General features: G+C 64.0%; 18 protein-coding genes and 2 pseudogenes. 16 read left to right on the top strand and 4 right to left on the bottom strand.

The genetic code is table 11. The features are described from left to right. Positions 1-10 precede the first annotated feature (10 nt). The 5 genes from RPG13_RS25265 to RPG13_RS25245 all read left to right on the top strand — a co-directional run bounded on the left by RPG13_RS25265 (position 11) and on the right by RPG13_RS25245 (position 4,480). Complete coding sequence (locus tag RPG13_RS25265) at positions 11-880, top strand: ABC transporter permease (RefSeq protein ID WP_292650678.1); 870 nt, start codon at positions 11-13, stop codon at positions 878-880. Continuing rightward, positions 880-1,668 (top strand): ABC transporter permease, encoded by a 789-nt coding sequence (locus RPG13_RS25260; protein WP_292650680.1) that lies wholly within the window; start codon positions 880-882, stop codon positions 1,666-1,668. Before RPG13_RS25265 ends, RPG13_RS25260 begins: the two co-directional genes overlap by 1 nt. Next, positions 1,668-2,732 carry an ABC transporter ATP-binding protein gene (locus RPG13_RS25255; protein ID WP_126105786.1) on the top strand — a complete coding sequence of 355 codons (1,065 nt, stop codon included), beginning with the start codon at positions 1,668-1,670 and terminating at the stop codon, positions 2,730-2,732. Before RPG13_RS25260 ends, RPG13_RS25255 begins: the two co-directional genes overlap by 1 nt. A 66-nt stretch (positions 2,733-2,798) precedes the next feature. Continuing rightward, positions 2,799-4,046 carry an aconitase X gene (locus RPG13_RS25250; RefSeq protein WP_292627266.1) on the top strand — a complete coding sequence of 416 codons (1,248 nt, stop codon included), beginning with the start codon at positions 2,799-2,801 and terminating at the stop codon, positions 4,044-4,046. Next, a complete protein-coding gene (locus tag RPG13_RS25245) occupies positions 4,043-4,480 on the top strand; it encodes an aconitase X swivel domain-containing protein (protein ID WP_292225507.1) in 438 nt (145 codons plus the stop codon). The genes RPG13_RS25250 and RPG13_RS25245 overlap by 4 nt, the downstream gene beginning before the upstream one ends. Here RPG13_RS25245 and RPG13_RS25240 read toward each other — a convergent pair. From RPG13_RS25240 to RPG13_RS25230, 3 genes and pseudogenes are all read right to left on the bottom strand, one after another. Further along, positions 4,477-5,562 carry a siderophore-interacting protein gene (locus RPG13_RS25240; RefSeq protein ID WP_337126273.1) on the bottom strand — a complete coding sequence of 362 codons (1,086 nt, stop codon included), beginning with the start codon at positions 5,560-5,562 and terminating at the stop codon, positions 4,477-4,479. The two genes, RPG13_RS25245 and RPG13_RS25240, sit on opposite strands and share 4 nt — an antisense overlap. A 2-nt stretch (positions 5,563-5,564) precedes the next feature. Next, a complete protein-coding gene (locus RPG13_RS25235) occupies positions 5,565-7,079 on the bottom strand; it encodes a TonB-dependent receptor domain-containing protein (RefSeq protein ID WP_337126272.1) in 1,515 nt (504 codons plus the stop codon). Between the two features lie 136 nt (positions 7,080-7,215). Next, positions 7,216-7,467 (bottom strand): annotated as a pseudogene (locus RPG13_RS25230) (TonB-dependent receptor plug domain-containing protein); the annotation flags it as partial. A gap of 411 nt (positions 7,468-7,878) precedes the next feature. Between RPG13_RS25230 and RPG13_RS25225 the strand changes: the two are divergent. From RPG13_RS25225 to RPG13_RS25195, 7 genes and pseudogenes are all read left to right on the top strand, one after another. Then, on the top strand, positions 7,879-8,829 hold the full coding sequence (locus RPG13_RS25225; RefSeq protein WP_127293426.1) for a heme/hemin ABC transporter substrate-binding protein: 951 nt from the start codon (positions 7,879-7,881) through the stop codon (positions 8,827-8,829). A 288-nt stretch (positions 8,830-9,117) separates the two neighbouring features. Further along, positions 9,118-9,704 (top strand): annotated as a pseudogene (locus RPG13_RS25220) (thioredoxin family protein). A 51-nt stretch (positions 9,705-9,755) separates the two neighbouring features. Next, positions 9,756-11,390, top strand: a complete 1,635-nt coding sequence (locus tag RPG13_RS25215) for an FAD-binding protein (protein ID WP_337126271.1) — start codon at positions 9,756-9,758, stop codon at positions 11,388-11,390. Beyond that, complete coding sequence (locus RPG13_RS25210) at positions 11,387-11,710, top strand: 4Fe-4S dicluster domain-containing protein (RefSeq protein WP_126105794.1); 324 nt, start codon at positions 11,387-11,389, stop codon at positions 11,708-11,710. The genes RPG13_RS25215 and RPG13_RS25210 overlap by 4 nt, the downstream gene beginning before the upstream one ends. A 17-nt stretch (positions 11,711-11,727) precedes the next feature. Then, the gene (locus tag RPG13_RS25205; RefSeq protein WP_127293430.1) at positions 11,728-12,564 is read left to right on the top strand and encodes an ABC transporter ATP-binding protein; all 837 of its coding nucleotides are present in this window, start codon (positions 11,728-11,730) and stop codon (positions 12,562-12,564) included. A 10-nt stretch (positions 12,565-12,574) separates the two neighbouring features. Then, positions 12,575-13,483 carry an ABC transporter permease gene (locus RPG13_RS25200; protein WP_127293432.1) on the top strand — a complete coding sequence of 303 codons (909 nt, stop codon included), beginning with the start codon at positions 12,575-12,577 and terminating at the stop codon, positions 13,481-13,483. 40 nt (positions 13,484-13,523) lie between these two features. Further along, a complete protein-coding gene (locus tag RPG13_RS25195) occupies positions 13,524-14,558 on the top strand; it encodes an aliphatic sulfonate ABC transporter substrate-binding protein (RefSeq protein WP_127293434.1) in 1,035 nt (344 codons plus the stop codon). 67 nt (positions 14,559-14,625) lie between these two features. On the opposite strand, the gene RPG13_RS25190 is transcribed toward RPG13_RS25195, so the two are convergent. Continuing rightward, a complete protein-coding gene (locus RPG13_RS25190; protein ID WP_095482648.1) occupies positions 14,626-15,657 on the bottom strand; it encodes a LacI family DNA-binding transcriptional regulator in 1,032 nt (343 codons plus the stop codon). Between the two features lie 370 nt (positions 15,658-16,027). Between RPG13_RS25190 and RPG13_RS25185 the strand changes: the two genes are divergently transcribed. From RPG13_RS25185 to RPG13_RS25170, 4 genes are all read left to right on the top strand, one after another. Beyond that, positions 16,028-17,641, top strand: a complete 1,614-nt coding sequence (locus RPG13_RS25185; RefSeq protein WP_337126270.1) for an extracellular solute-binding protein — start codon at positions 16,028-16,030, stop codon at positions 17,639-17,641. A 77-nt stretch (positions 17,642-17,718) separates the two neighbouring features. Next, positions 17,719-18,579, top strand: a complete 861-nt coding sequence (locus RPG13_RS25180) for a carbohydrate ABC transporter permease (protein ID WP_127293438.1) — start codon at positions 17,719-17,721, stop codon at positions 18,577-18,579. Continuing rightward, a complete protein-coding gene (locus RPG13_RS25175; protein ID WP_127293440.1) occupies positions 18,576-19,535 on the top strand; it encodes a carbohydrate ABC transporter permease in 960 nt (319 codons plus the stop codon). The genes RPG13_RS25180 and RPG13_RS25175 overlap by 4 nt, the downstream gene beginning before the upstream one ends. After that, complete coding sequence (locus RPG13_RS25170; RefSeq protein WP_127293442.1) at positions 19,532-20,623, top strand: ABC transporter ATP-binding protein; 1,092 nt, start codon at positions 19,532-19,534, stop codon at positions 20,621-20,623. Before RPG13_RS25175 ends, RPG13_RS25170 begins: the two co-directional genes overlap by 4 nt. Positions 20,624-20,627: the final 4 nt, after the last annotated feature.

Below are 20,627 nucleotides of genomic sequence, written 5' to 3'. Positions count from 1 at the left end.
GGAGGAGCATATGGCTGGACAGGTCGCGACCGGTTCGAGGAGCGGATTGCGATCGGCTTTGCCCCTGCTCCTGCCTGCCTATCTCTGGCTGACGGTGGCGATCTTCCTGCCGCTGTCGGCCATGGTCTTCTTTTCCTTCATGACCGAGCTGCCGCTGTCGGGCAAGGCGTGGGCGTTCACGCTGGAGAACTACACCACCTTCTTCTCGCAAGGGCTCTACTGGACGCTGCTGCTGGCATCGCTCCGGCTCGGGCTCGAGGTGACGCTGTGGTGCGTCTTCATCGGCTATCCCGCGGCCTATGTGCTGGCCAAGGTGCTGAAGGGACGCAGCCGCGAGGCGATCTTCCTGCTAGTCATCCTGCCGTTCTGGTCGAACGGGCTGGTGCGCATCTTCTCCTGGGCGATGGTGCTGCGCGAAGGCGGCATTCTCGACACGGCGCTCAACGCCGTGCTGCCGGTCAAGATCAACATCGACCTGATGTATTCCTACTCCGCGGTCATCATCGGCCTGGTGCACTCCTACGTGCCCTACATGGTGCTGACCTGTTACCTGACGCTGCAGGCCATCGATGACTCGCTGATCGAGGCGGGGCGCTCGCTCGGCGCCTCGCGGCTGCAAATGCTGAGACGGGTGATCATCCCGCTATCCATGCCGGGGCTGGTCGCCGGAGCGGCGCTGATCTTCGTGCCCGTCGTCGGTTCGTTCATGGAGCCGCGCATCCTAGGCGGGCGCACCGGCACCTTCTACGGCACGGTCATCGAGGACCAGTTCGTCGCCGTCTTCAACTGGCCGCTGGGTGCAGCACTCTCCTTCATCCTGCTGGCCGTCGTGCTGGTCATCCTGGCATTGGCGTCGCCGGTACTGCGGAGGGCTGCGTGATGGCGACGACCCGTATCCTGGAATGGCTCGGCCGGCTCTACATCTGGCTGCTGCTCGCCTTCCTCTATCTGCCGATCATCATCATGGCGCTGATGTCGTTCAACGTTTCGCCCTTCTACCAATTGCCGTTCGAATGGACGACAGAGTGGTACACCTCGTTGTGGCAGAATGATCAGTTGATCTCGGCCACCTGGAACAGCCTCGAAATCGCGATCATCACCACCATCATCTGCGTCGTGCTCGGCTCGGCGGCGTCGCTAGCGCTTTTCCGCTACGAATTTCGCGGCAAGAAATTCCTGCAAGCGCTGCTGTTTCCGCCGATCGCCATTCCGTGGCTGATCACCGGCACGGCGATGCTGATCTTCTTCTTCGGCGTTGGTATCGGGCGGGGTCTGTTGGCAATCCTGCTCGGCCATGTGGCGCTGGCGCTGCCCTATGTGATCGTCGTCGTCTCGGCCCGGCTGCAGACGTTTGCGCCGGAACTCGAAGAGGCGGCGCGGTCGCTCGGCGCCAACCAATGGCAGGTAACTTCGCGCGTGACGCTGCCGTGGATCATGCCGGGGGTCATCGCCGGCGGGCTGTTCGCCTTCGCCGTGTCGTTCGACCAGTTCGTGGTGTCCTATTTCCTGTCGACGCCGGGCCAGACGACGCTGCCGGTCGAAATCTACGCCGCGATCCGCAAGGGTTTCACGCCCGAGATCAACGCGGTCTCGACGATCATCATCGTCGTCTCGATGGCGCTGATGCTGCTCACGGCACGGTTCTTCAAATTCGGCGGAGAAAAATAATGGCCGGCGTGCAGGTATCGAATTTGTCGCGCAGTTTCGGCGCGCACAAGGCGCTGGATGACGTCTCCATCGACTTCGCCGACGGCGGCTTCTATGCGCTGCTCGGGCCGTCGGGCAGCGGCAAGACCACGCTCTTGCGCCAGATCGCCGGCTTCGATTTTCCCGACTCCGGCCGCATCGCGATTGGCGGCGAGAGCGTCGAGCGGGTGCCGGTCGAGAAGCGGCGCATCGGCATGGTGTTCCAGAATTATGCGCTGTTTCCCAATATGAGCGTTGCCGACAATGTCGCCTTCGGCCTGTCGGTGCGTGGCGAGGCCAAGGCAATTATCGCCAGCGAGGTGCAGCGCGCGCTCGATCTGGTGCAACTCGGCAAGCTCGGTGGCCGCCGGCCGCATCAGCTGTCCGGCGGCCAGCGCCAGCGGGTCGCGCTGGCCCGCGCCATCGTCACCAAGCCGCGTGTGCTTTTGCTCGACGAGCCGCTCGGCGCGCTCGACAAAGCGCTGCGGGTCGACATGCAGATCGAACTGAAGCGGATCCAGCGCGAGATCGGCATCACCACCATCTTCGTCACCCACGACCAGGAAGAGGCGCTGACGATGAGCGACCGCATCGGTATCCTGCGCGACGGCCGGCTGGTGCAGGAGGGGCCGCCGGAGGAGATCTACGACAGCCCGAAGAGCGAGTTCGCCGCCACCTTCCTCGGCGATGCCAATATCTTGCGCGGCGACAGCACCGGAACCGGTATCCGCTTGGTCGATGGCACCGCGATTGCCGCCGGGGCAGGCGCGACGCTTGCCGCCGGCGCCAAAGCTAGCTGCGCGGTTCGGCCCGAACGCATCCGCATTGCCACCGATTCCGGAACGTCTGATCCGAACGCCAATGTGCTCCGTGGCCAAATCTCCAAGCGCATCTTCGCCGGCAACAACAGCACCTATTTCGTCGAACGCGACGGGCAAACGCTCAAGGTCATCGTGCAGAACACAGGCATTGAAAGGTTGGCGGAAGGACAAGAGGTGGTGCTGCGCTGGTCGCCGGAGAGTACGGTGCTGATCGCCGCGAACTGATCTTGCCAGGCGGACCGCAATCAGTGAGAGCATGGTCGGGCACAATGCGGAAAAGCGAAATACCTGATGATGCTTGAGCTGAATGCGGGCGACCAGTCGATGCTGCAGGGCGAGCAGGGCCCGGCCGTGGCCGCCGCGATGAAGATCCTGGTCGCCTTTTCGAAGGCGGTCGGTGCGCGCGAGCTGTTAGACATTGCCGGTGCTCATATCGATGGCTGCCTGTATCACGGCCAGGCCAGCCTCGATTTCGTCGAGAGGCTGGTCGAAGGCGGTGGCCACGTTCGGGTCCCGACGACATTGAATGTCGGCTCGTTCGACCTCATCCATCCCCGACTGGTGAAGATGCCGCCGTCACAAGAGGCGCCGGCACGCCGTTTGATGAAGGCGCATCTGGAACTCGGTTGCCAGGCGACCTTCACCTGCGCGCCCTATCAGACGCGGTTCCGGCCGGCCCTTGGCGAGCAGATCGCCTGGGGCGAGTCCAACGCCATCGTCTTTGCCAATTCGGTGATTGGAGCGCGGACCAACCGCTATGGCGATTTCATCGACTTGTGCTGCGCGATGACCGGGCGCGCGCCGGCCTGGGGACTGCATCTGAGTGATAATCGACGCGGCCAGATCCTGTTCGAGCTGACTGGCAGTATCGAGCCGAGCGACGCGCTGTTCGTGGGTGTGGGACTACTTGTCGGGCAAAGGAGCGGCGATCGCATCCCGGTCATATCGGGCCTGCCGCAGCCCCGCGACGAGGATCAGTTGAAGGCGCTTGGCGCGGCGGCGGCAACGACCGGAGCCGTGGCGTTGTTCCATGCCGTCGGCATCACGCCGGAGGCGCAGACGCTCGACGAGGCACTGCATGGCCTGGCGCCGGAGGAGACGATCCGGATCTCTCGCGCCGACATTGACAATGCGCTGGCCAAGCTGTCGAGCGTCCCCGACGGCGCGCCGCTTGCGGCCGTCTCGTTAGGCACGCCGCATTTCTCGCACGACGAGTGGATGCGCCTGCTGCCGATGCTGCGCGAGGTGGCGCCGGGCAGGGGCATCCCGATCTATGTCAACACCGGGCGCGCGACGCTGACGCGGCTTCAGGACGAGGGCGCTCTGGCTGGCATGGGCGCGTTCGGCCTGATTCCGGTCGCCGACACCTGCACTTATGTCACGTCGATCCTTGAGCGCCTCGATGGCGCGGTGATGACCAATTCCGGTAAATGGGCGCATTACGCACCAGGCAATATCGGCGTGTCGGTGGCGTTCGGGGACATGGAAGACTGCATCCGCTCGGCCGCGGGCGGCCATGTCGTACGGGGCACGCGATGAGCGAGCAGGACAGGCGAGCGCTGGACAGAACTGGCATTTTCCAGCTTGCCGGCAGGGCGCAAGGCTCAGCGCTGGTGCTGTCGCAAGCGCTCAGCTTCTGGGGCGGCGTCGATGCCGAGACGGGCGATATCATTGACCATTCGCACCCGGCTCTGGGCGGCAATGTCGCCGGCCGGATCCTGGTCATGGCGAGTGGGCGAGGCTCGTCGTCCACCTCGTCGGTACTTGCCGAGGCGATCCGCAAGGGTACGGCGCCGGCCGGCATCATCCTGGAGCGGCCGGACCCAATCCTTGCCGTCGGCGCCATCGTCGCCGAATTCCTCTACGACATCCGCATGCCGCTGGTCGTTTGCGACACGTCGGGCATTGTATCCGGCGACCGGATCGCCATCGACATCGACGAGGATGGGCAAGCGATAGTGAGCCTGACCTAGCCGGCCATCAATCCGGCGGCACCGCGGCGCCAATAGGCCGCGGCCAACGTCTGGTCGCGGCCGAGTGAAAGCTGACCGCGCCAATGTTCACGAACGATCTTGGCGGCGGCGGCTTCCGCCGCGAACCAGCCGAAGGCCGAGCCGGTCTGCGGCCATTCAACCGACTGGACAGCATCCGCCAACCTGTCACTGAGCCCGGCCGCAACGCCGTCCCGTGTCAGCCAGTGCAGCTCAATGCCTGTGGCGTTGTCGATCTCCTGTCGTTCGCCATCGTCGGCGATCTCGACGAAGGCAACGCCCTTGGTCTCGGTGGGGAGCGTCTCCAGAAGTCGCGCCAACGCCGGCAGGCCGGTTTCGTCGGCGCCCATGAGATACCATGATGCCGGCCGCACCGGGCGGCCGACCGGTCCCATGATGCCGATTTTCATGCCGGGTGCCGCTTGCATGGCCCAGGCGGCGCCGACGCTATCGCCGGGATGGGTCAGAAAGTCGACATCGATGACGCCGTTGGCCATATCGAGCGCGCGGATGGTGTAGACGCGCGCCGCTGGACGCCTGTCGTCCGAAAGCCAGACCGGCAGGCCATTGCTGCCGAGCATGGGCCAGAGCGGATCGGGCACTTCGCTGGTCGGGAAAAGCATGCGAATATGCATGCCGCCGAATTTCGCAAAACGAGAAAGATCCTCGCCAGCGAAGCGGATGCGGCGCATGTGCGGTGTGAGATCGCCAACTTGGGTGACGACCATCTCACGGAATTGGGCGAGGCGGGTTTCCCCGGTGAGATCGCCGGTCCAGACGATCTCGGGATTTTCTTCCCTGGCATAGACCTGGACCGCGGTGGCCAGGAGGTCCTTGATGCGGGCAAGGCCATCGCGATCGGCGGCATTGGCCCGCATCACCAGCCGCTCCATGTCGAAGGAAGCGCCGCCGAAGGCGAAGCGGAAGTCGAGCCGCTGTCCGTCCTGCGAGGCATCGGCATCGAAGCTCTGCAGCCGGTCGCTGATGCGGCCGATGTAAAGCGGCAGGTTGCGCAGGTTCAGACGCGCTTCGCAGGCCAGTCCGCTTGCCGATGCTTCGCTCACGCTCAACCTCCGATCCTGCCGGTCAGCGCCACCTTGAAGGTGCGGCCCTTGCCCTGTTCCGTCGCCGCCGACGTCGACCATGCGCTTTGCGGGTCGGTGTAGGCGGTGTCAAAGACGTTATCGACAGCGAAATCGAGCTTGGCGTGGTCGTTGATCCGCCAGTTGGCAAAGACGTTGATCAGATCGAAGCCGTCATCGACGATTGTCGGCTCGTTCGGCTGGGTGCGGTTGGTGCGCGTGATCTTGCCGACGCTGAGATATTGCGCGCCGACGGTGAGCTGGTCTTCGAGCATCCTGAAGCCGAGTGTTGCCGAGAAGCGGTCGAGCGGCGTGTTGGTCAGCGCCTGGCCGGAGTAAACGCCGCTGACGACCTTGGCGTCGATGAGGGCGCCGGCAAGGTTCACGAAACCCCAGCCATAGTCATAGACCGCCTCAGCCTCGATGCCTTTCAGCCGGGCGTCGCCGATATTGATCGCCGTGCGCGTTACGTCGGGGCGCAGGTCGACTTCGATGTAATCCTCGACATCGGTGTGGAAGACGTTGACCTTGGCACGAAACAGGTCGCCAGCGGCCAGTATGTCGTCATATTTCAAATTGACGCCGGCTTCCCAGTTCCTCGCCGTTTCGGGCTGAAGAAGCAAATTGGGCACGTAGGTGTCGCCAGAGCCGTGCGCACCGCCGCCGCGATAGACGTCCTGCAGGCCCGGTGCCCGGTAGCCTTCGGAATAGGTGCCATAGAGCTGGAAGCCTTCGAGCGGCGTGACGCCTACGGTGAGGCGCGGCGACCAGCGGTCGCCCGACATCGAGGCTTCCTCCGGCGGCACGGTCTTTGTCTCACCGTCGAGCTGGTAGCCGTCATAGCGCACGGCGGCGATGAGCTGCAGCCAGTTATCATAGTCGCCCTGCCATTGCAGGAAGCCGCCATAGCCCTGTTGTTCGCCGGCGCCGAAATGTGCGGCTTCCGACGAGGCTTCCAGATAGTAGTAGTCGAGCCCGTAGGTGAGCGTATGTGCCATCTCCCAGGCGTCGAAGCGCGAGGAGTTCTTCACGTTGAAGCCCGTCGTGGCGACGTCATAGTAGCGGAAGTTGCCGATCGCGGAAGTCGGCCAGACCTGTGTCTGCTCGGCGCGCGTGCGGTTGTGGTAGGCATTGGCACTGAAGTCGATCAGCTCGTTGTCGTCCGGCTTCCAGGTGTAGGCGGCCGTGTAGGTCTGATTGGTTGTGTCGGTGTCGTACCGGCTGAGCGTCGGCGAGGTCGAGCCGCTCGATCCGGTGATCTGGTCGCTGTAGCGCTGCAGGATGGCGCCAAGCTTCAGCTCGTGACCGTCGGCCGGCCGCAGCGTTGCCTTCATATAGCCACTGGTGATGCGCTCGCCGGTCCACGGCACCGTGTCGCCATTGCCGTCGGTGTAGCTGTCGCGGTCGCGATAGATGAGATTGCCGATGATGTCGGCGTCGTCGCTGAAGCGGTAGGCACCGGTGGTGCCGGTGGTGAAGCCGTCGGGCATTGCTCTCATAACCGAGCTTCTCGCTCAGCGCCCAGCGTTCCTCCTGCTTGAGGAAATCGCCGGCATCCTTGGTTTCGAAGGAGACGACGCCGCCGATGCCGCCCGAGCCATAGGCATTCGAGACCGGGCCGCGAATGACTGTCGCATCCTTGATCAATTCGGGCTCGACATAGAACGAGCCCGAGCCGTGGCCGACGCGCCAGTAGTCCTGGCGGGCGCCGTCGAGCGTCACCACCACGCGGCCATACTGCTGCAGTCCGCGAATGTTTATGGCGGTCGCCGGATCGTCGCCGTTCATCGAGGCGGCAACGCCGGGGGTGGTGCGAAAGATGTCGGCGGCGGTGTCAGGCTGGATGCGCTCGAGCTCTTCCTGATCGACGGCACTGATTGCTGCCATCGAGTCGATGACAGCCGTCTTGATCATCGTCGCCGAAATGGTGATCAGGTCGAGCACGGTTGGCTCGTTCGCTTCAGTCTGTTGGGGGACCTTGACCGGCCTGTCGGCCTTGGCGGCGGCGCCTTGCTTCTGCTCCTCCTGCGCGGCGGCGGGCGGCGCGACACACAGGCCGAGCGCGAAGGCGAGCGCGGTGCTCGCCATCAAGGTCTTGTTGCTTGTCAGTCTCATAGCGATGCCGCCCCCGGGAAAAGCAAGATTGCTGGCGGCGGCCGTCGGCCCTGGCTGGCATGATGGAGAAGCCTCGACCGGCGGTCGGGCAGGGCTACTTATTGAAACATGATGACATTAGTCAACTTTAATTTTATAGGCCACGACCATCTTCCAGGATTCTTAAACACAGGAGCGAATGGCATGGTCGGCAGTGATAGCGGGTGCGGACAAGTGCGCTGGTTTCGATCGAGCAATATGGCGGTGCTGCTGCTGGCGCTTTCTGTTCTTGCGCCGTCTTGCGGGTTCAAAGCGCTGGCCGCCGAGACGGTCGTCGATGCATCAGGGCGGACAGTCGCGACCGGTCCGGCAACCAGGATCCTGACGCTCGGTTCCGACGTTACCGAAATCGTCGATGCGCTGGGCGCCGGCGAGCGGATCATCGCCGTCGATCGTGGCAGCAAATATCCCGCTGCCGTCGCGCAAAAGCCCAATGTCGGCTATCGGCGTCAGTTGTCCGTCGAAGGCTTGGTCGCGCTTCGCCCCGATCTGATCCTGGCGGCGCAGGACAGCGGGCCGCCGGAGGCGATCGAGGTGCTGAAGTCGCTGGCGATCCCCGTCGTCTTCGTGCCGGAAGACAACAGTCCACAAGGCATCGAGCGCAAGATTACCCTGATCGCCGCAGCGCTTCGCCTTGAGGACAAGGGCAGGGAGGTTTCAAGGCGCGTGCTCGATGCCTTCCGGGCAGCCGCCGATCTCACCGCAAAAATACCGGCCGAGCGCCGCAAGAAGGTGGTGTTCTTCCACGGCCTCGTGCGGCTCAGCGCGGCCGGCGCCGGCACGGCGGCCGATGCGATCATCCGTTATGCCGGCGGCATCAATCCGATGGCTGTCGTGAAGGGCTACAAGCCGGCGTCGGAGGAGAAGCTGATCGAAATGGCGCCCGATGTCATCCTGATGATGAGCGACGGCAAGGGCGGGCCGACCGCCGAGCAGGTGTTCGGCACACGCGCGCTGAGCGCCACGCCGGCGGCGAAGACAAAGGCGCTGATCGTGCTGGACGGCGCCTACATGATCGGTTTCGGCCCACGCACCGCCGACGCGATCCGCGACCTGGCGCAGGCGCTGTATCCAGAGGTCGCGGACGCAGACTAAGGCCAATATCGGCAGGCCCGCTTTGCCCCTGTGCGAGACGGCCATTTAACGCGAAATGTGGAGGCGCCGGCCGTCGTGGTCGGACGCCGGTCCGGAGCGCCGTTTTCTCCAGGACGCTTGCGGGCCGAACAAAGTTGCAGGTCCGGAACAAACATTGGGATGATATTCCATCCCGCCAGCTTGACCGCGAACGGCATCTCCAGCCTATAATTCTACTAAATTCATAGACTAACTGCGAACGGCATGGGCGTTCGCGGCTGGACTGCGAGACACAAAGGGAGCGCATCGATGCCGAAGACAGAATCCAATCCTATCGACCTTGGTACGAGGCTGCCGATTTCCTGCTGCCGGACGCGCAAGGCGTGCTTCACAGGTTGGCCGATTTCGACGCCAAGCCGGCGCTGCTCGTTGCCTTCATCTCCAACCGCTGCCCGTTCGTCGTGCTGATCCGCGAGGCTCTCGCGGCGTTCGCCAACGACTATGCCGGCAAGGGCCTGCAGGTGGTGGCGATCAACGCCAACGACCATGAGGCGCATCCCGAGGAGGCGCTGGCCCGGATCGGCGAGGAGGCCGACAAATTCGGCTATGGCTTCCCCTATCTCAAGGACGCTTCACAGCAGACGGCGAAAGCCTATGGAGCGGCTTGCACGCCCGATTTCTTCCTGTTCGGCGCCGATCGGCGGCTCGCCTATCACGGCCAGTTCGACGAAGCGCGGCCGGGCAACGGCAAGCCGGTGACGGGTGCCGATCTGCGCGCCGCGGTCGACACGGTGCTGAAGGGCGAAACGCCGGCCGCTGAGCAGGTGCCGTCGATCGGCTGCAATATCAAATGGAGCGCCGGCAACGAGCCGGTGTGGTTCTCCAGGGCGGCCTGACCGAACCTGCCGCCCTCGGCCGGCCACCAATTCCCCTTTCCGTGAGTGATCATGCCGAAGACTGCCAGAGCCGTCCGATCCGCTCCCGAAAGGCTGCACCTCGCAGCCGATGTGCTGGTGCTGGGCGGTGGTCCGTCGGCCGCCTGGGCGGCGGTCGCCGCGGCTGAGAACGGTGCGACCGTGGTGTTGGCCGACAAGGGTTATCTCGGCACCAGCGGCGCCACGGCGCCGTCGAACACCGGCACCTGGTGCGTGCCGCCGGGCGACAACAGGCATGCGGTGGTCGAGCGGCGCTGGCAGCGCACCGGCGAGCTTGCCGACCAGCGCTGGATGCTGCGCTGCGTCGACACCGCCTACCGCAACCTGCTGCAACTTTCTGAGTGGGGCTATCCGTTTCCGAGCGAGGATGACGGGCGGCTCTACATCGCCAATCTGCGCGGGCCGGACTATATGCGCTTCATGCGCCGCCGGGTGCTTCTGGCCGGCGTCACCGTGCTCGATCATCATCCGGCGCTCGAACTCCTGTCCGACGGCGATGCGATCGTCGGTGCGGCCGGGGTCGGCCGCCAGGTCGAGCGCGACTGGCGCGTCGATGCCAGGGCGGTCGTGCTGGCAACCGGCGGCTGCGCCTTCCGCGAACGCATCCTCGGTTCGACCGGGCTGACCGGTGACGGCTATCTGATGGCGGCGGAAGCCGGCGCCAGCCTTTCGGGCATGGAATTCACCGGCAAGTACACGCTGGCGCCGCAAGGCTCGTCGCTGAACAAGGGCCTGCCGTTCCGCTGGGCCTCGTTCCACCGCGAGGACGGATCCGCGATCCTCGGCCCGACCGGCGAGCCGCTCCGCAACGGCATCGGCGACCGTGAGGAGGAAGTGGCGCGTGCGCTGATCGAGGGGCCGCTCTATGCACGGCTCGATCAGGCCGAACCCGCGCTGCAGGGTTGGCTGCGCCAGGGACAGCCGAATTGCTTCGTGCCCTATGACCGCGCCGGCATCGATCCCTTCAGAGACCTGTTCCGCATCACGCTGCGCGCCGAAGGCACGGTGCGCGGCACCGGCGGCATCGACATCGTCTCCGACGACTGCGCCACCGGCGTGCCCGGCCTGTACGCTGCCGGCGATGCGGCCAGCCGCGAGATCATGACCGGTGCGGTGTCGGGCGGCGGTGCTGTCAACTCGTCTTGGGCGCTGGCCAGCGGCTGGTGGGCGGGCAAGGGTGCCTCGACCCACGCCAGGCGCCGCGGCGGCAAGGCGTTCCGCAGCGAGGTGCAGCCGCTCGGCCAGGCCGGTCTGCGGCCGGCGGCTTCGCCGCGTGCCGATGTTTTCGCAGGCGAGGTGATAGAAGCCGTGCGCAATGAGGTCACACCGCTCGACAAGAATTTCTTCCGCAGCGACACCGGCCTGGAAAAGAGCGGCGAGCGGCTTGAGACGCTGTGGCGCGACGTGCGTGATCACCTGCAAGGCGAGGGACTGGAGCGGATCCGCACGCGCGAAGCCGCGTCGATTGCTGCCGCCGGGCGCTGGTCGATCGCTGCCGCACGTTATCGCAACGAGAGCCGCGGCATGCATCGCCGCACCGATCTGCCGGGCAAGAACCCCGCCTTCGCGCACCGGCTGGTAATCACCGGCGTCGATGATTTCCGTATCGCTGGGGCGCCCGAACGGTTGGCGGAGCTGGCGTCATGATCGAGATCGTCTCGGCCACGCGGTGCGTCGAATGCGACATCTGCGTCAAGGTCTGCCCGGCCAATGTCTTCGACGCGACGGGCGGCGTGCCGGTGGTCGCGCGGCAGGAAGACTGCCAGACCTGCTTTCTCTGCGAAATCTACTGCCCGACCGATGCGCTCTACGTGGCCGAGGTCGCCGAAGGTCCGACCGGCATCAGCGAGGCGGAGGTCGAGGCACGTCATTTGTTCGGCGGCTATGCCCGTGCGCTCGGCTGGAAGCGCGGCAAGGCCGGCGGCTCGCAGCTCGACCCGACGCACCGCATCCGCGTGGCGCAGTGAAACGATCGGAGACAGACATGGATCGCATCGTCGTCAGCGACATCAAGAAGACTTTTCAGCTCAAGCCGGGACAATCCATCACCGTCGATGGCGAGGCGACCGACCGCGTCACCGTGCTCGACGGCGTCGATCTCGCCATACGCAAGGGCGAGTTCATCACGCTGGTCGGGCCGAGCGGGTCGGGCAAATCGGTGCTGCTCGATATCATCGGCGGGCTTACGTCGGCGACCAGTGGCGGTGTCCAGCTCGATGGCAGGCGGATCACCAGGCCGGACCCGAAGACCGGCTATGTGTTCCAGCAATATGCGCTGTTTCCGTGGCGCACGGCGCTGGCCAATATCGAATATGCGCTGGAAGTGCGCGGCGTGCCCAAATCAGAGCGCACCGCCACGGCCCGCCATCTTCTGTCGCTGTTCGGCCTTGCCGGTTTCGAGGACCGCTTCCCCAACCAGCTTTCCGGCGGCATGCAGCAGCGCGTGGCGATCGCCCGGGCACTCGCCAGCAATCCGGAAGTGCTGTTGATGGACGAGCCGTTCGCCGCCCTCGACCAGCAGACGCGCGAGATATTGCAAGGCGAGCTGCTCAGGATCTGGGGCAAGATCAAGACCACCGTGATCTTCGTCACCCATTCGATCGACGAGGCGATTTTCCTGGCCGATCGGGTCGTCGTCATGACAGCACGCCCGGGCACGGTGAAGGAGATCATCGACATCGACCTGCCGCGGCCGCGCGACGGCGATATCCGCGCAAGTGCGGCCTTCAACAATCACCGCGCCCGCGTCTGGGAAGTGCTGCGCGACGAAGTCAACAAGGCGCAAAAGGACTGGACGCTGTCGCCGGCGTTCAGCCACTGAGGAGTTTGGCATGGCCTATCTGACCGAAAAGTTCGGCCCTGCCGGCGGCTTTCAATCGTTTGCCGGAGCCGGTGAAGCGGTGGCCGCCGCCAGGGTCCCGGCAATCAAGGCCCGCAGCGCTACCCCGGCCGTCAGGCGCAGGAGAGGAGCCGGCTTCGGCACGTTCATCTACGGCCTGCCGCTGCTTGGCCTGTTCTTTCTCACCTGGGAAATCGCGCCACGGCTCGGCTGGCTGAACCGCATCTTTTTCCCGCCGCTGAGCGAGGTGCTGGTCGCGTGGTGGGATCTGCTCGCCTCCGGCGTGCTGGTCGAGCATATCGGCATCAGCCTGCAGCGCGCGGCGATCGGTTTCGCGCTGGGCGTGGTCGTTGCCATCCCGCTCGGCCTGCTGATGGGGCGCTATTCGCTGTTCGAAAAGGTCTCCGATCTTTTGGTGCAGACGCTGCGCAACACCTCGCAATTCGCGCTGCTGCCGGTGTTCATCCTTCTGCTCGGCATCGGCGAGGAATCGAAGGTGGCGATCACCTTCTACTCCTCGGTGTTTTTCCTGCTGGTCAACACGATCAGCGGCGTCAAGTCGGTCGATCCGCTGCTGATCAAGGCGGCGCGCTCGATGGGCACGTCCGACTTCGACCTGTTCCGGAAGATCATCCTGCCGGCCAGCATTCCCTCGATCGTCGCCGGCGCGCGGCTCGGCGTGAAATCTTCGCTGTTCGCGGTGATCGGCGCCGAGATGCTGGCCGCCAAATCCGGTCTCGGCTTTCTCATCCAGAACTCGCAACTGATGATGGAAACGGCCGACATGTATGCCGGCATTCTGACGCTCACCGTCATCGGCCTTGTCGTCAACTATCTGCTCGTCTGGTTCGAGCGCTGGGCAACTGCCTGGAAGGGCCAGTCGGAAGCCTCAATGATTTGAACCAACCAAGCAGTTCATGCCAATCAGGAAGGAATTTCAGATGTCCAGGATTTCTTTCAGTGCATTACGCCGATTGCTCTTGCAGGGCGCCATAGCCGCGGCCGTCGGCCTCGTCGGCGCCTCTATCTTTGTCGTGCCTGGCTTCGCGCAGGACAAGCCCGAGGTCATCCGCATCGGCAGCACCGCACCGGGGCATCTCAAATTCATCCTCGCCCAGCAGCATGGCTGGTGGGAAAAGGAATTCGCCAAGGACGGCATCAAGGTCGAACTGGTTACCTTCAACGGCGGCTCGGAGGCGACCACCGCATTGGCGACCGGAGCGATCGAGGTCACCTATACCGGCAACAATCCAGCGCTGCGCGTCGCCGCGTCCGGCGCCGACGTCAAGCTCATCGGCGTGTCGAGCTATGTGAAGGCAGGCGGCTCCTCCATCATCGTCAAGACCGACTCGCCGCTAAAGACGCTGCAGGATCTGAAGGGCAAGAAGGTCGCTTATCTCACCGGCACGGTACGGCATTCGAATTTCAGCAAGGCGCTGAACAGCGTCGGCCTGACGACCAGCGACATCGAAGGGCTGAACCTACCCTTCGAGGCGTCAGGGCCCTCACTGCTGCGCGATGACATCGATGCCATTGTCGAGACTGACTCGACGGCGGCCAAGCTGGTCGACACCGGCGAGGCCCGCGTGCTCTACGACACCAGCACGCATCCGGAATGGAACGTGCCGAACGTCATCTCCGTCAACGGCGCCTTCGCGGCGAAATACCCCGATCTCGTCAAGCGGCTGCTGAAGGTCGATATCGAGATTTCGCGCTGGGCCGACGCGCATCCCGACGAGACGATCAAGACCTTCGTCGAGGCGACCAAATCGTCGGAAAAATCCGTCCGCAAGACCTACAGCCAGGGCCTGTTCTACCAGGATCCGAAGCTCACCGACGATGCGATCGCGGCGCTCAAGGGCGAGGAGAAGTTCATGGCCGGCGCCGGGCTTTTGAAAGGCTCGATCGATTATAGCAAATGGGTCGACAAGAGCTTTGTCGATGGTGCTTATACGGAAGTCGCCGCCGTCCAGTAGACTTAGTTGAAAATGCTGCGGGGCTGCGCCAGCCCGCGCGGCCTCTCTCTCATCCCTGAGGTTCCGTTCAGATCTCCGGGATGCTTTCCCTGAAGATCACCTGCAAGCGCGGCTGGTGCAGTTCGTAAGGCAAGCCCCTGACCGCGTGGCTCAAAGTGTTCAGTGCTTCGCGGGCCTCGACGCGCGGGTTCTGGTCGATGACCGCGTCGAGCGTTCCGTCGAGTAGAAGCTCTTTGGTGCCTTCCGTCACCTCGTGGCCGAGAAACACGGTCGATAGCGCGCGCCCGCGCTCCTTCAGCGCCCTGGCGATGCCGGTGTTGCCGGCGCCGACATTGTAGATCGCGGCCAGATCCGGATGCCGGTCCAGCAGCGCGGAGGCCTCTGAATAGGCCTTTTCCCGGTCGTCGAGCATTTCGCGCATCTCGACGATCTGCAAATTGGGCGATTCCTCCGTCAGGATGTGGCGGAAGCCCATCTCGCGCTCCTCGTGGCCGCGATAGGAGAGCGAGCCGGCGAACAACGCGACCTTGCCCGGACGATCAGTGCCCATGAAGCGGTTGAGCAGATAGCCGGCGAGGCGGCCGGCGGCACGATTGTCGATGCCGATATAGGCAACCCTCGGCACGTGCAGGATGTCGGACGCGATGGTGACGACCTTGACGCCGCTGGCCGACAGCGAGCGGATCGCTTCGCGGACGGTCGGATGGTCGAGCGCAATGACGCCGACGCCTTGCGTCTGGCCATGCAGGTCCTGCAGCAGGCGGGCGAGCCGGTCGGGATTGAAGCCTTCAATCGTGGCGACGCGCACGTCGAGATCGGGCCGCGCCTGCGCCTGCGCCTCGATATGCCGGTGCAGCATCTTGATGAAGGAATTGGTGCCGGCGGGCAGCGCGAAGTCGAGCCGCATGACATCGCCGGGCAGCGCCGTACGTGAGTTCGGGCTGTTCGAATTTTCGGCGATGTAGCCTAACCGCTGCGCCGTTTCGAGCACGACTTCGCGGGTGCGCGCCCTGACGCCGGCGCGGTTGTTGAGCACACGGTCGACCGTGGCGGCGGAAACACCGGCTTCCCGGGCTATGTCTGTCAGCGTGGACCGCACAGTCGATCACCTCATGCTAGGGCGCTACGGGCGCATCAAAATCACGGATTTTAACGGACGGATGCCGGACGATGATTTCATTGCCATCCGCGATTCTGATGGGAAATGATGTATCCGGCCTTAGCCGATGCGCAAGCCGGCGCGCTACACCAAATCGCCTGGGCGGACCACAACTTGCTGGCGTGGTGCATGATTCCCTCAAATGCAAGCATCGGATGCTGTATGGTGATCTCAGCAGAATGCATTTTTCCTCCTCGATTGCGATGTTATGACGTGTTTTGATTATTTATGATGTTGACAGCCTTATCCCAGTGCCGTCAATATCCATCACGAGGGCCATGGAGGAACAAGGCCCGAGGGAGGATTTCCAATGTCGAATTTGATCCGCATGTCGCGGCGCCGTTTGCTGGCGTCCGGTGGAAAGGCGGCAGTGCTTGTTGCCGCAGCAGGTATCGCGCCAAAATTCATCCGTCCCAGCCGCGCCTACGCCGCCGACGCACTCGCGCCGGGCATGATCGGCGGCCCCACGGGCTTCGACGGCTCGGAGCGCTATCAGTATGGCCCAGATACGCCGGAAGGCCGCGCCATCGAGGCGGCCAAGGCGATGAAGGGTGCCGGCAAGGCGCCGGCCAAGATTGTGCTCGGCCTGTCCGACGGCTCGATCGGCCAGCTGACGCAGCCGTTTCCCGCCGGCGCGCCGTCGATCAAGGATCTGTGGGAAAAGGAAACCGGCATTCCGCTCGAAATCGTCGGCGTGCCGAATGGCCAGGAATTCACCAAGACGATGCAGGACATCTCCACCAAGGGTGGGGCCTATGACATCTATGCGGTCGAGTGGAACCGCCTCGGCGACCTCGCCGAAACCGGCGGCATCCTGAAGCTCGACGACTTCGTCGCCCAGCATAAGCCCGAATGGGACGACCCCGAGCGCGGCTATGTTAACGGCGCTAAGGGCGTGTCGCTGCTCAACCAGTATCGCGGCTCGACCTATGGCGTTTCGCTGGATGGCGATTTCCAGACCTGGGTCTACCGCACCGATCTGTTCGGCGACACGGCCGAGAAGAAAGCCTTCTCCGACAAGCATGGCTACGAGTTGGCGCCGCCGAAGACCTGGAAGCAGCATGACGAGGTCGCGGCCTTCTTCCAGCGCCCGGACAAGGGCCTGTTCGGCTCGACCGATCTGCGCAACCAGGGCTGGGGCTACACCAACTGGTATCAGCGTTATGTCTCAATGGCTTCGCCCAACCAGTTCCTGTTCGACGACACCGGTAATCCGCTGATCAATTCCGAGCAAGGCATTGCTGCGACCAACGAGTACATTGCATCGCTGGCCCATCACTCGCCGGATGCGATCTCGTGGGGCTGGCCGGAACAGTACGGCAATTTTGCCAAGGGCGGTGCCGCCATGACCTGCGCCTTCTCCAACCTGCCGAAATTCCTCGACAATGCCGGCAACAAGGATTCAGCTGTCACCGGCAAGATCGGCTCGATGCTGCCGCCGGGCCGCGAGATCGACGGCAAGCTGATCAGCCGTTCGGTGCTTTGGCTCAATCTGTCGGCTTCGGTCTCCTCGCAGGCCAAGAATCCGGAGGCCTGCTACCTGTTCCTGCAATGGCTCGGATCGAGCCGCATCTACGCCTGGATGACCGCCAATCCGGGTGGCTATTTCGATCCGTTCCGCCTGTCGGATTTCTCCGACCCGCTGGTCCGCCAGACCTACCACGCCTACCACATGGATGTGGTGCGCGAGACGGTCGCCCGCACCGTGCCGACCATCAACTACCCCGGTGCCACCGCCTTCCACAATGCGCTGGACGAGAACCTCGTCGCCGCGTTGACCAAGGCAAAGACCGCCGAGCAGGCGATGGCCGACACCGAGGCCGAGTGGAAGAAGATCGCGCGCCGGACCGGCGAGGAGAAGCTTCTCGAAGCCATCAAGACCAACAAGGAGGCATGGCCCACCGTTCTCGATCCGATCAGCTGATCCTCCCAGGATCGCGCCAAGGGAGGGGAGGAGTTGCTCTTCCCCTCCGCAAACGATGGTACCAGCAAAGCTGCAAGATGAAGCGTTCAATTCCCTTCGCGATATTCCGCTATGCCGCAATATCAGCGGCAATGGCGGTGACGCTGGTTCCGATCCTGTGGATGGTGTCGATGGCCTTCAAGCCGATCGCCGAATGGTCGGCGACCGGCGCTGACCTGACTTGGTGGCCGAAGAACCCGACACTCAGCAATTTCCGCTTCGTCTTTGGTGAATCGACCAACAATCTGATCGTCGCGCTCGACCGCACCGCCCTGAAGCCGATCCTGTCGTCGCTGCTGTCGGCGGTATTCGGGACGGCGATCGCCATGTCAGCGGGCACTGCGGCGGCCTACGGGCTATCGCGCTTCGGCTCGGGCCAGAACCTGCCGCTGGCACTGATCCAGCTTCGCCTGTTTCCGCCCATGGCGGTCATGACCCCGGTGATGATCATGTGGGCCTTCCTCAACTTCACCGACAGCTGGTGGGGGCTGTCGCTGATCTACGGCATCGTCACGCTGCCTTTTGCCTTCTGGCTGATGAAGACCTTCTTCGACGACATGCCGCGCGAGATCGAGGAGGCAGCACTGGTCGAGGGCTGTTCGCGGTTGCGAGTCTTCACCCGCATCACACTACCGATGATGCGCGCGCCGCTGGCCAGCGCCGCGCTGTTTGTCTTCATCCTCAACTGGTCGGACTATCTGATCGCGCTGCTTCTGACGACGCGCGAATGGGTGACGGTTCCCGTCTACATGGCGTCGCTCTCCTCCTCGATGACCGGACAGCTCTATGGCGCCAAGGCCGCGCTCGGTCTGATCGCCGCGGTGCCGCCGGTCATCATGGGCATCGCCATCCAGCGTCATCTGGTGCGCGGGCTGACGTTCGGGGCGCTCAAGCAATGAGCGCGGTGACTGCGACGATTTCGGAGGACGTGATGAAGACCGTCCAGGCAAAGCCAGCCTTGCGGGACGAAGGCGCAAAGCTCGGCTTCCGGCTGACATTGCCGGCGCAGATCCTGGTGCTGTTCATCGCGGTCTTCCCGCTGTTGATGCAGCTGTACATCAGCCTGACCGACTGGTCACCGCTTTCGGGCCTCGGCTGGTGGAGCGCCTGGTCGCTATGGAACAATTTCGCCAATTACACCGACCTTGCTGCCGATGCGCGCTTCTGGAGCGCGCTGAAGCGCACGGCCGTTGTCATGATCATCTGCGTGCCGGCGGAATTCCTGCTGGGCTTGGCGCTCGCCACGCTGTTTGCCGACGAGTTTCCGGGCAAACGGATCTTCTACTCGATCCTGTTGATGCCGATGATGGTGGTGCCGGCGGTGGCCGGCTACATGTTCTTCATGCTGTTCCAGTCGGGCGGTCCGGTGAACGACATCCTGTCGGCGATATCAGGCTTTCCCGTCACCATCGCCTGGCTTTCGGACCCGACGCTGGCGCTCATCGCCGTCATGGTTGCCGACATCTGGCAGTGGACGCCGCTGATGTTCCTCATCCTGCTTGCCGGCCTGGTCGGCGTGCCCGAGGACCAGATCAAGGCGGCGACGCTGCTCGGCGCCAATCCCTGGCAGCGCTTCGTCACCATCGTGCTGCCGAAGATGAAGACTATCATAATCATCGCGCTGGCGATCAGGATGATCGAGAACTTCAAGATATTCGACACGCTCTACATCATGACCGGCGGCGGCCCCGGTGTCGCCACCGAGACGATCTCCGTCTACATCTACAAGCTCACCACGCAGGACCTGATCTGGGGCTATGTCGCGGCGATCGCGCTGGCGATCTTGATCGTGTTGTCCATCGCCGCGGTCTTTGCCATGAAGCGCATGGCCCGGGCACGCGAGGTGACGGCATGAGCGCCATCCATCTGCAGAACCTGGTCAAGAAATTCGGCGACTTCACCGCGCTGAAGACGATGGACTTGGCCATCGCTGATGGCGAGTTCATGGCGCTGCTCGGGCCGTCCGGCTGCGGCAAGTCGACAACGATGAACATGATCGCCGGCATGGAAGAGCCGACGGGTGGCAAGATCCTGTTTGGCGAGCGCGACATGGCCGGCGTGCCGATGGGACGCCGCGGGGTCGGCTTCGTCTTTCAGAACTACGCGATCTTCACCCATATGACGGTGCGCCAGAACCTCGCCTACGGCCCAAAAATGCGCGGCGCGCCAAAGGCCGAGATCGATCGCCGCGTCGGCGCCATTGCCGAGATGCTGCAGCTGACGCCGTTGCTCGACCGCAAGGCCGACCGGCTGTCGGTCAACATCTTGCAGCGTGTGGCGATCGGCCGTTCGGCGATCATGGAGCCGGCGATCTTCCTGCTCGACGAGCCGCTGTCGAATGTCGATGCAGCCTTCCGCGCGGTGATGCGGACCGAACTGAAGCAGCTGCAGCGTCAGTTCCGGCAGACTATGGTCTATGTCACCCACGACCAGCTCGAGGCGATGACCATGGCCGACCGTATCGCGGTGATGGACCATGGCGTGCTTCAGCAGGTCGGCACACCGCTCGAGGTCTACAACAATCCGGCCAATGTCTTCGTCGCCCGCTTCATCGGTGCGCCGGGCATGAACCTGCTCAAGGGCAGGCCAGCGGAAAGCGACCGGGGCCTGGTCGTCGACCTCGGGCCATTCGGTGCGACGCCGCCGCTGCCGGCCAAAATCGCCGCCGCGGTGCGGGGCGCGCGGGGCGATGTGCTCTACGGCTTCCGCCCGGAACAGGCGGCGCTGGTCAAACGCGGCCAGGGGCTCTCCTTGCCGGTAACCTTCGTCGAGCGCATCGGCGCGCGCACCATCGTGCATCTCGGCCTGGGCGAGAGCGCAGTGAAGGCGGTGTTCGACAATGATGTCGGGCTGGCGATCGGGCAGACAGCGGTCGTCGCGCCTGCCGCGCAGTCGGTGCGCGTCTTCGACGCCGCCACCGGCCTTGCCATGAAAGTGGGCTAAGACC

The sequence above is a fragment of the Mesorhizobium sp. ISC15 genome (genome assembly GCF_037162615.1).
GTDB lineage: Bacteria > Pseudomonadota > Alphaproteobacteria > Rhizobiales > Rhizobiaceae > Mesorhizobium > Mesorhizobium mediterraneum.
Note: the sequence above shows the minus strand (reverse complement) of the source record. Positions and strands in the feature narration are given on the sequence as shown.

Excerpts from the sequence above, each read along its gene's own strand:
- RPG13_RS25265 (WP_292650678.1), top strand. The coding sequence starts at position 11 with ATGGCTGGACAGGTCGCGACCGGTTCGAGGAGCGGATTGCGATCGGCT.
- RPG13_RS25260 (WP_292650680.1), top strand. The coding sequence starts at position 880 with ATGGCGACGACCCGTATCCTGGAATGGCTCGGCCGGCTCTACATCTGG.
- RPG13_RS25255 (WP_126105786.1), top strand. The coding sequence starts at position 1,668 with ATGGCCGGCGTGCAGGTATCGAATTTGTCGCGCAGTTTCGGCGCGCAC.
- RPG13_RS25250 (WP_292627266.1), top strand. The coding sequence starts at position 2,799 with ATGATGCTTGAGCTGAATGCGGGCGACCAGTCGATGCTGCAGGGCGAG.
- RPG13_RS25245 (WP_292225507.1), top strand. The coding sequence starts at position 4,043 with ATGAGCGAGCAGGACAGGCGAGCGCTGGACAGAACTGGCATTTTCCAG.
- RPG13_RS25235 (WP_337126272.1), bottom strand. The coding sequence starts at position 7,079 with ATGAGAGCAATGCCCGACGGCTTCACCACCGGCACCACCGGTGCCTAC.
- RPG13_RS25225 (WP_127293426.1), top strand. The coding sequence starts at position 7,879 with ATGGTCGGCAGTGATAGCGGGTGCGGACAAGTGCGCTGGTTTCGATCG.
- RPG13_RS25215 (WP_337126271.1), top strand. The coding sequence starts at position 9,756 with ATGCCGAAGACTGCCAGAGCCGTCCGATCCGCTCCCGAAAGGCTGCAC.
- RPG13_RS25210 (WP_126105794.1), top strand. The coding sequence starts at position 11,387 with ATGATCGAGATCGTCTCGGCCACGCGGTGCGTCGAATGCGACATCTGC.
- RPG13_RS25205 (WP_127293430.1), top strand. The coding sequence starts at position 11,728 with ATGGATCGCATCGTCGTCAGCGACATCAAGAAGACTTTTCAGCTCAAG.
- RPG13_RS25200 (WP_127293432.1), top strand. The coding sequence starts at position 12,575 with ATGGCCTATCTGACCGAAAAGTTCGGCCCTGCCGGCGGCTTTCAATCG.
- RPG13_RS25195 (WP_127293434.1), top strand. The coding sequence starts at position 13,524 with ATGTCCAGGATTTCTTTCAGTGCATTACGCCGATTGCTCTTGCAGGGC.
- RPG13_RS25185 (WP_337126270.1), top strand. The coding sequence starts at position 16,028 with ATGTCGAATTTGATCCGCATGTCGCGGCGCCGTTTGCTGGCGTCCGGT.
- RPG13_RS25180 (WP_127293438.1), top strand. The coding sequence starts at position 17,719 with ATGAAGCGTTCAATTCCCTTCGCGATATTCCGCTATGCCGCAATATCA.
- RPG13_RS25175 (WP_127293440.1), top strand. The coding sequence starts at position 18,576 with ATGAGCGCGGTGACTGCGACGATTTCGGAGGACGTGATGAAGACCGTC.
- RPG13_RS25170 (WP_127293442.1), top strand. The coding sequence starts at position 19,532 with ATGAGCGCCATCCATCTGCAGAACCTGGTCAAGAAATTCGGCGACTTC.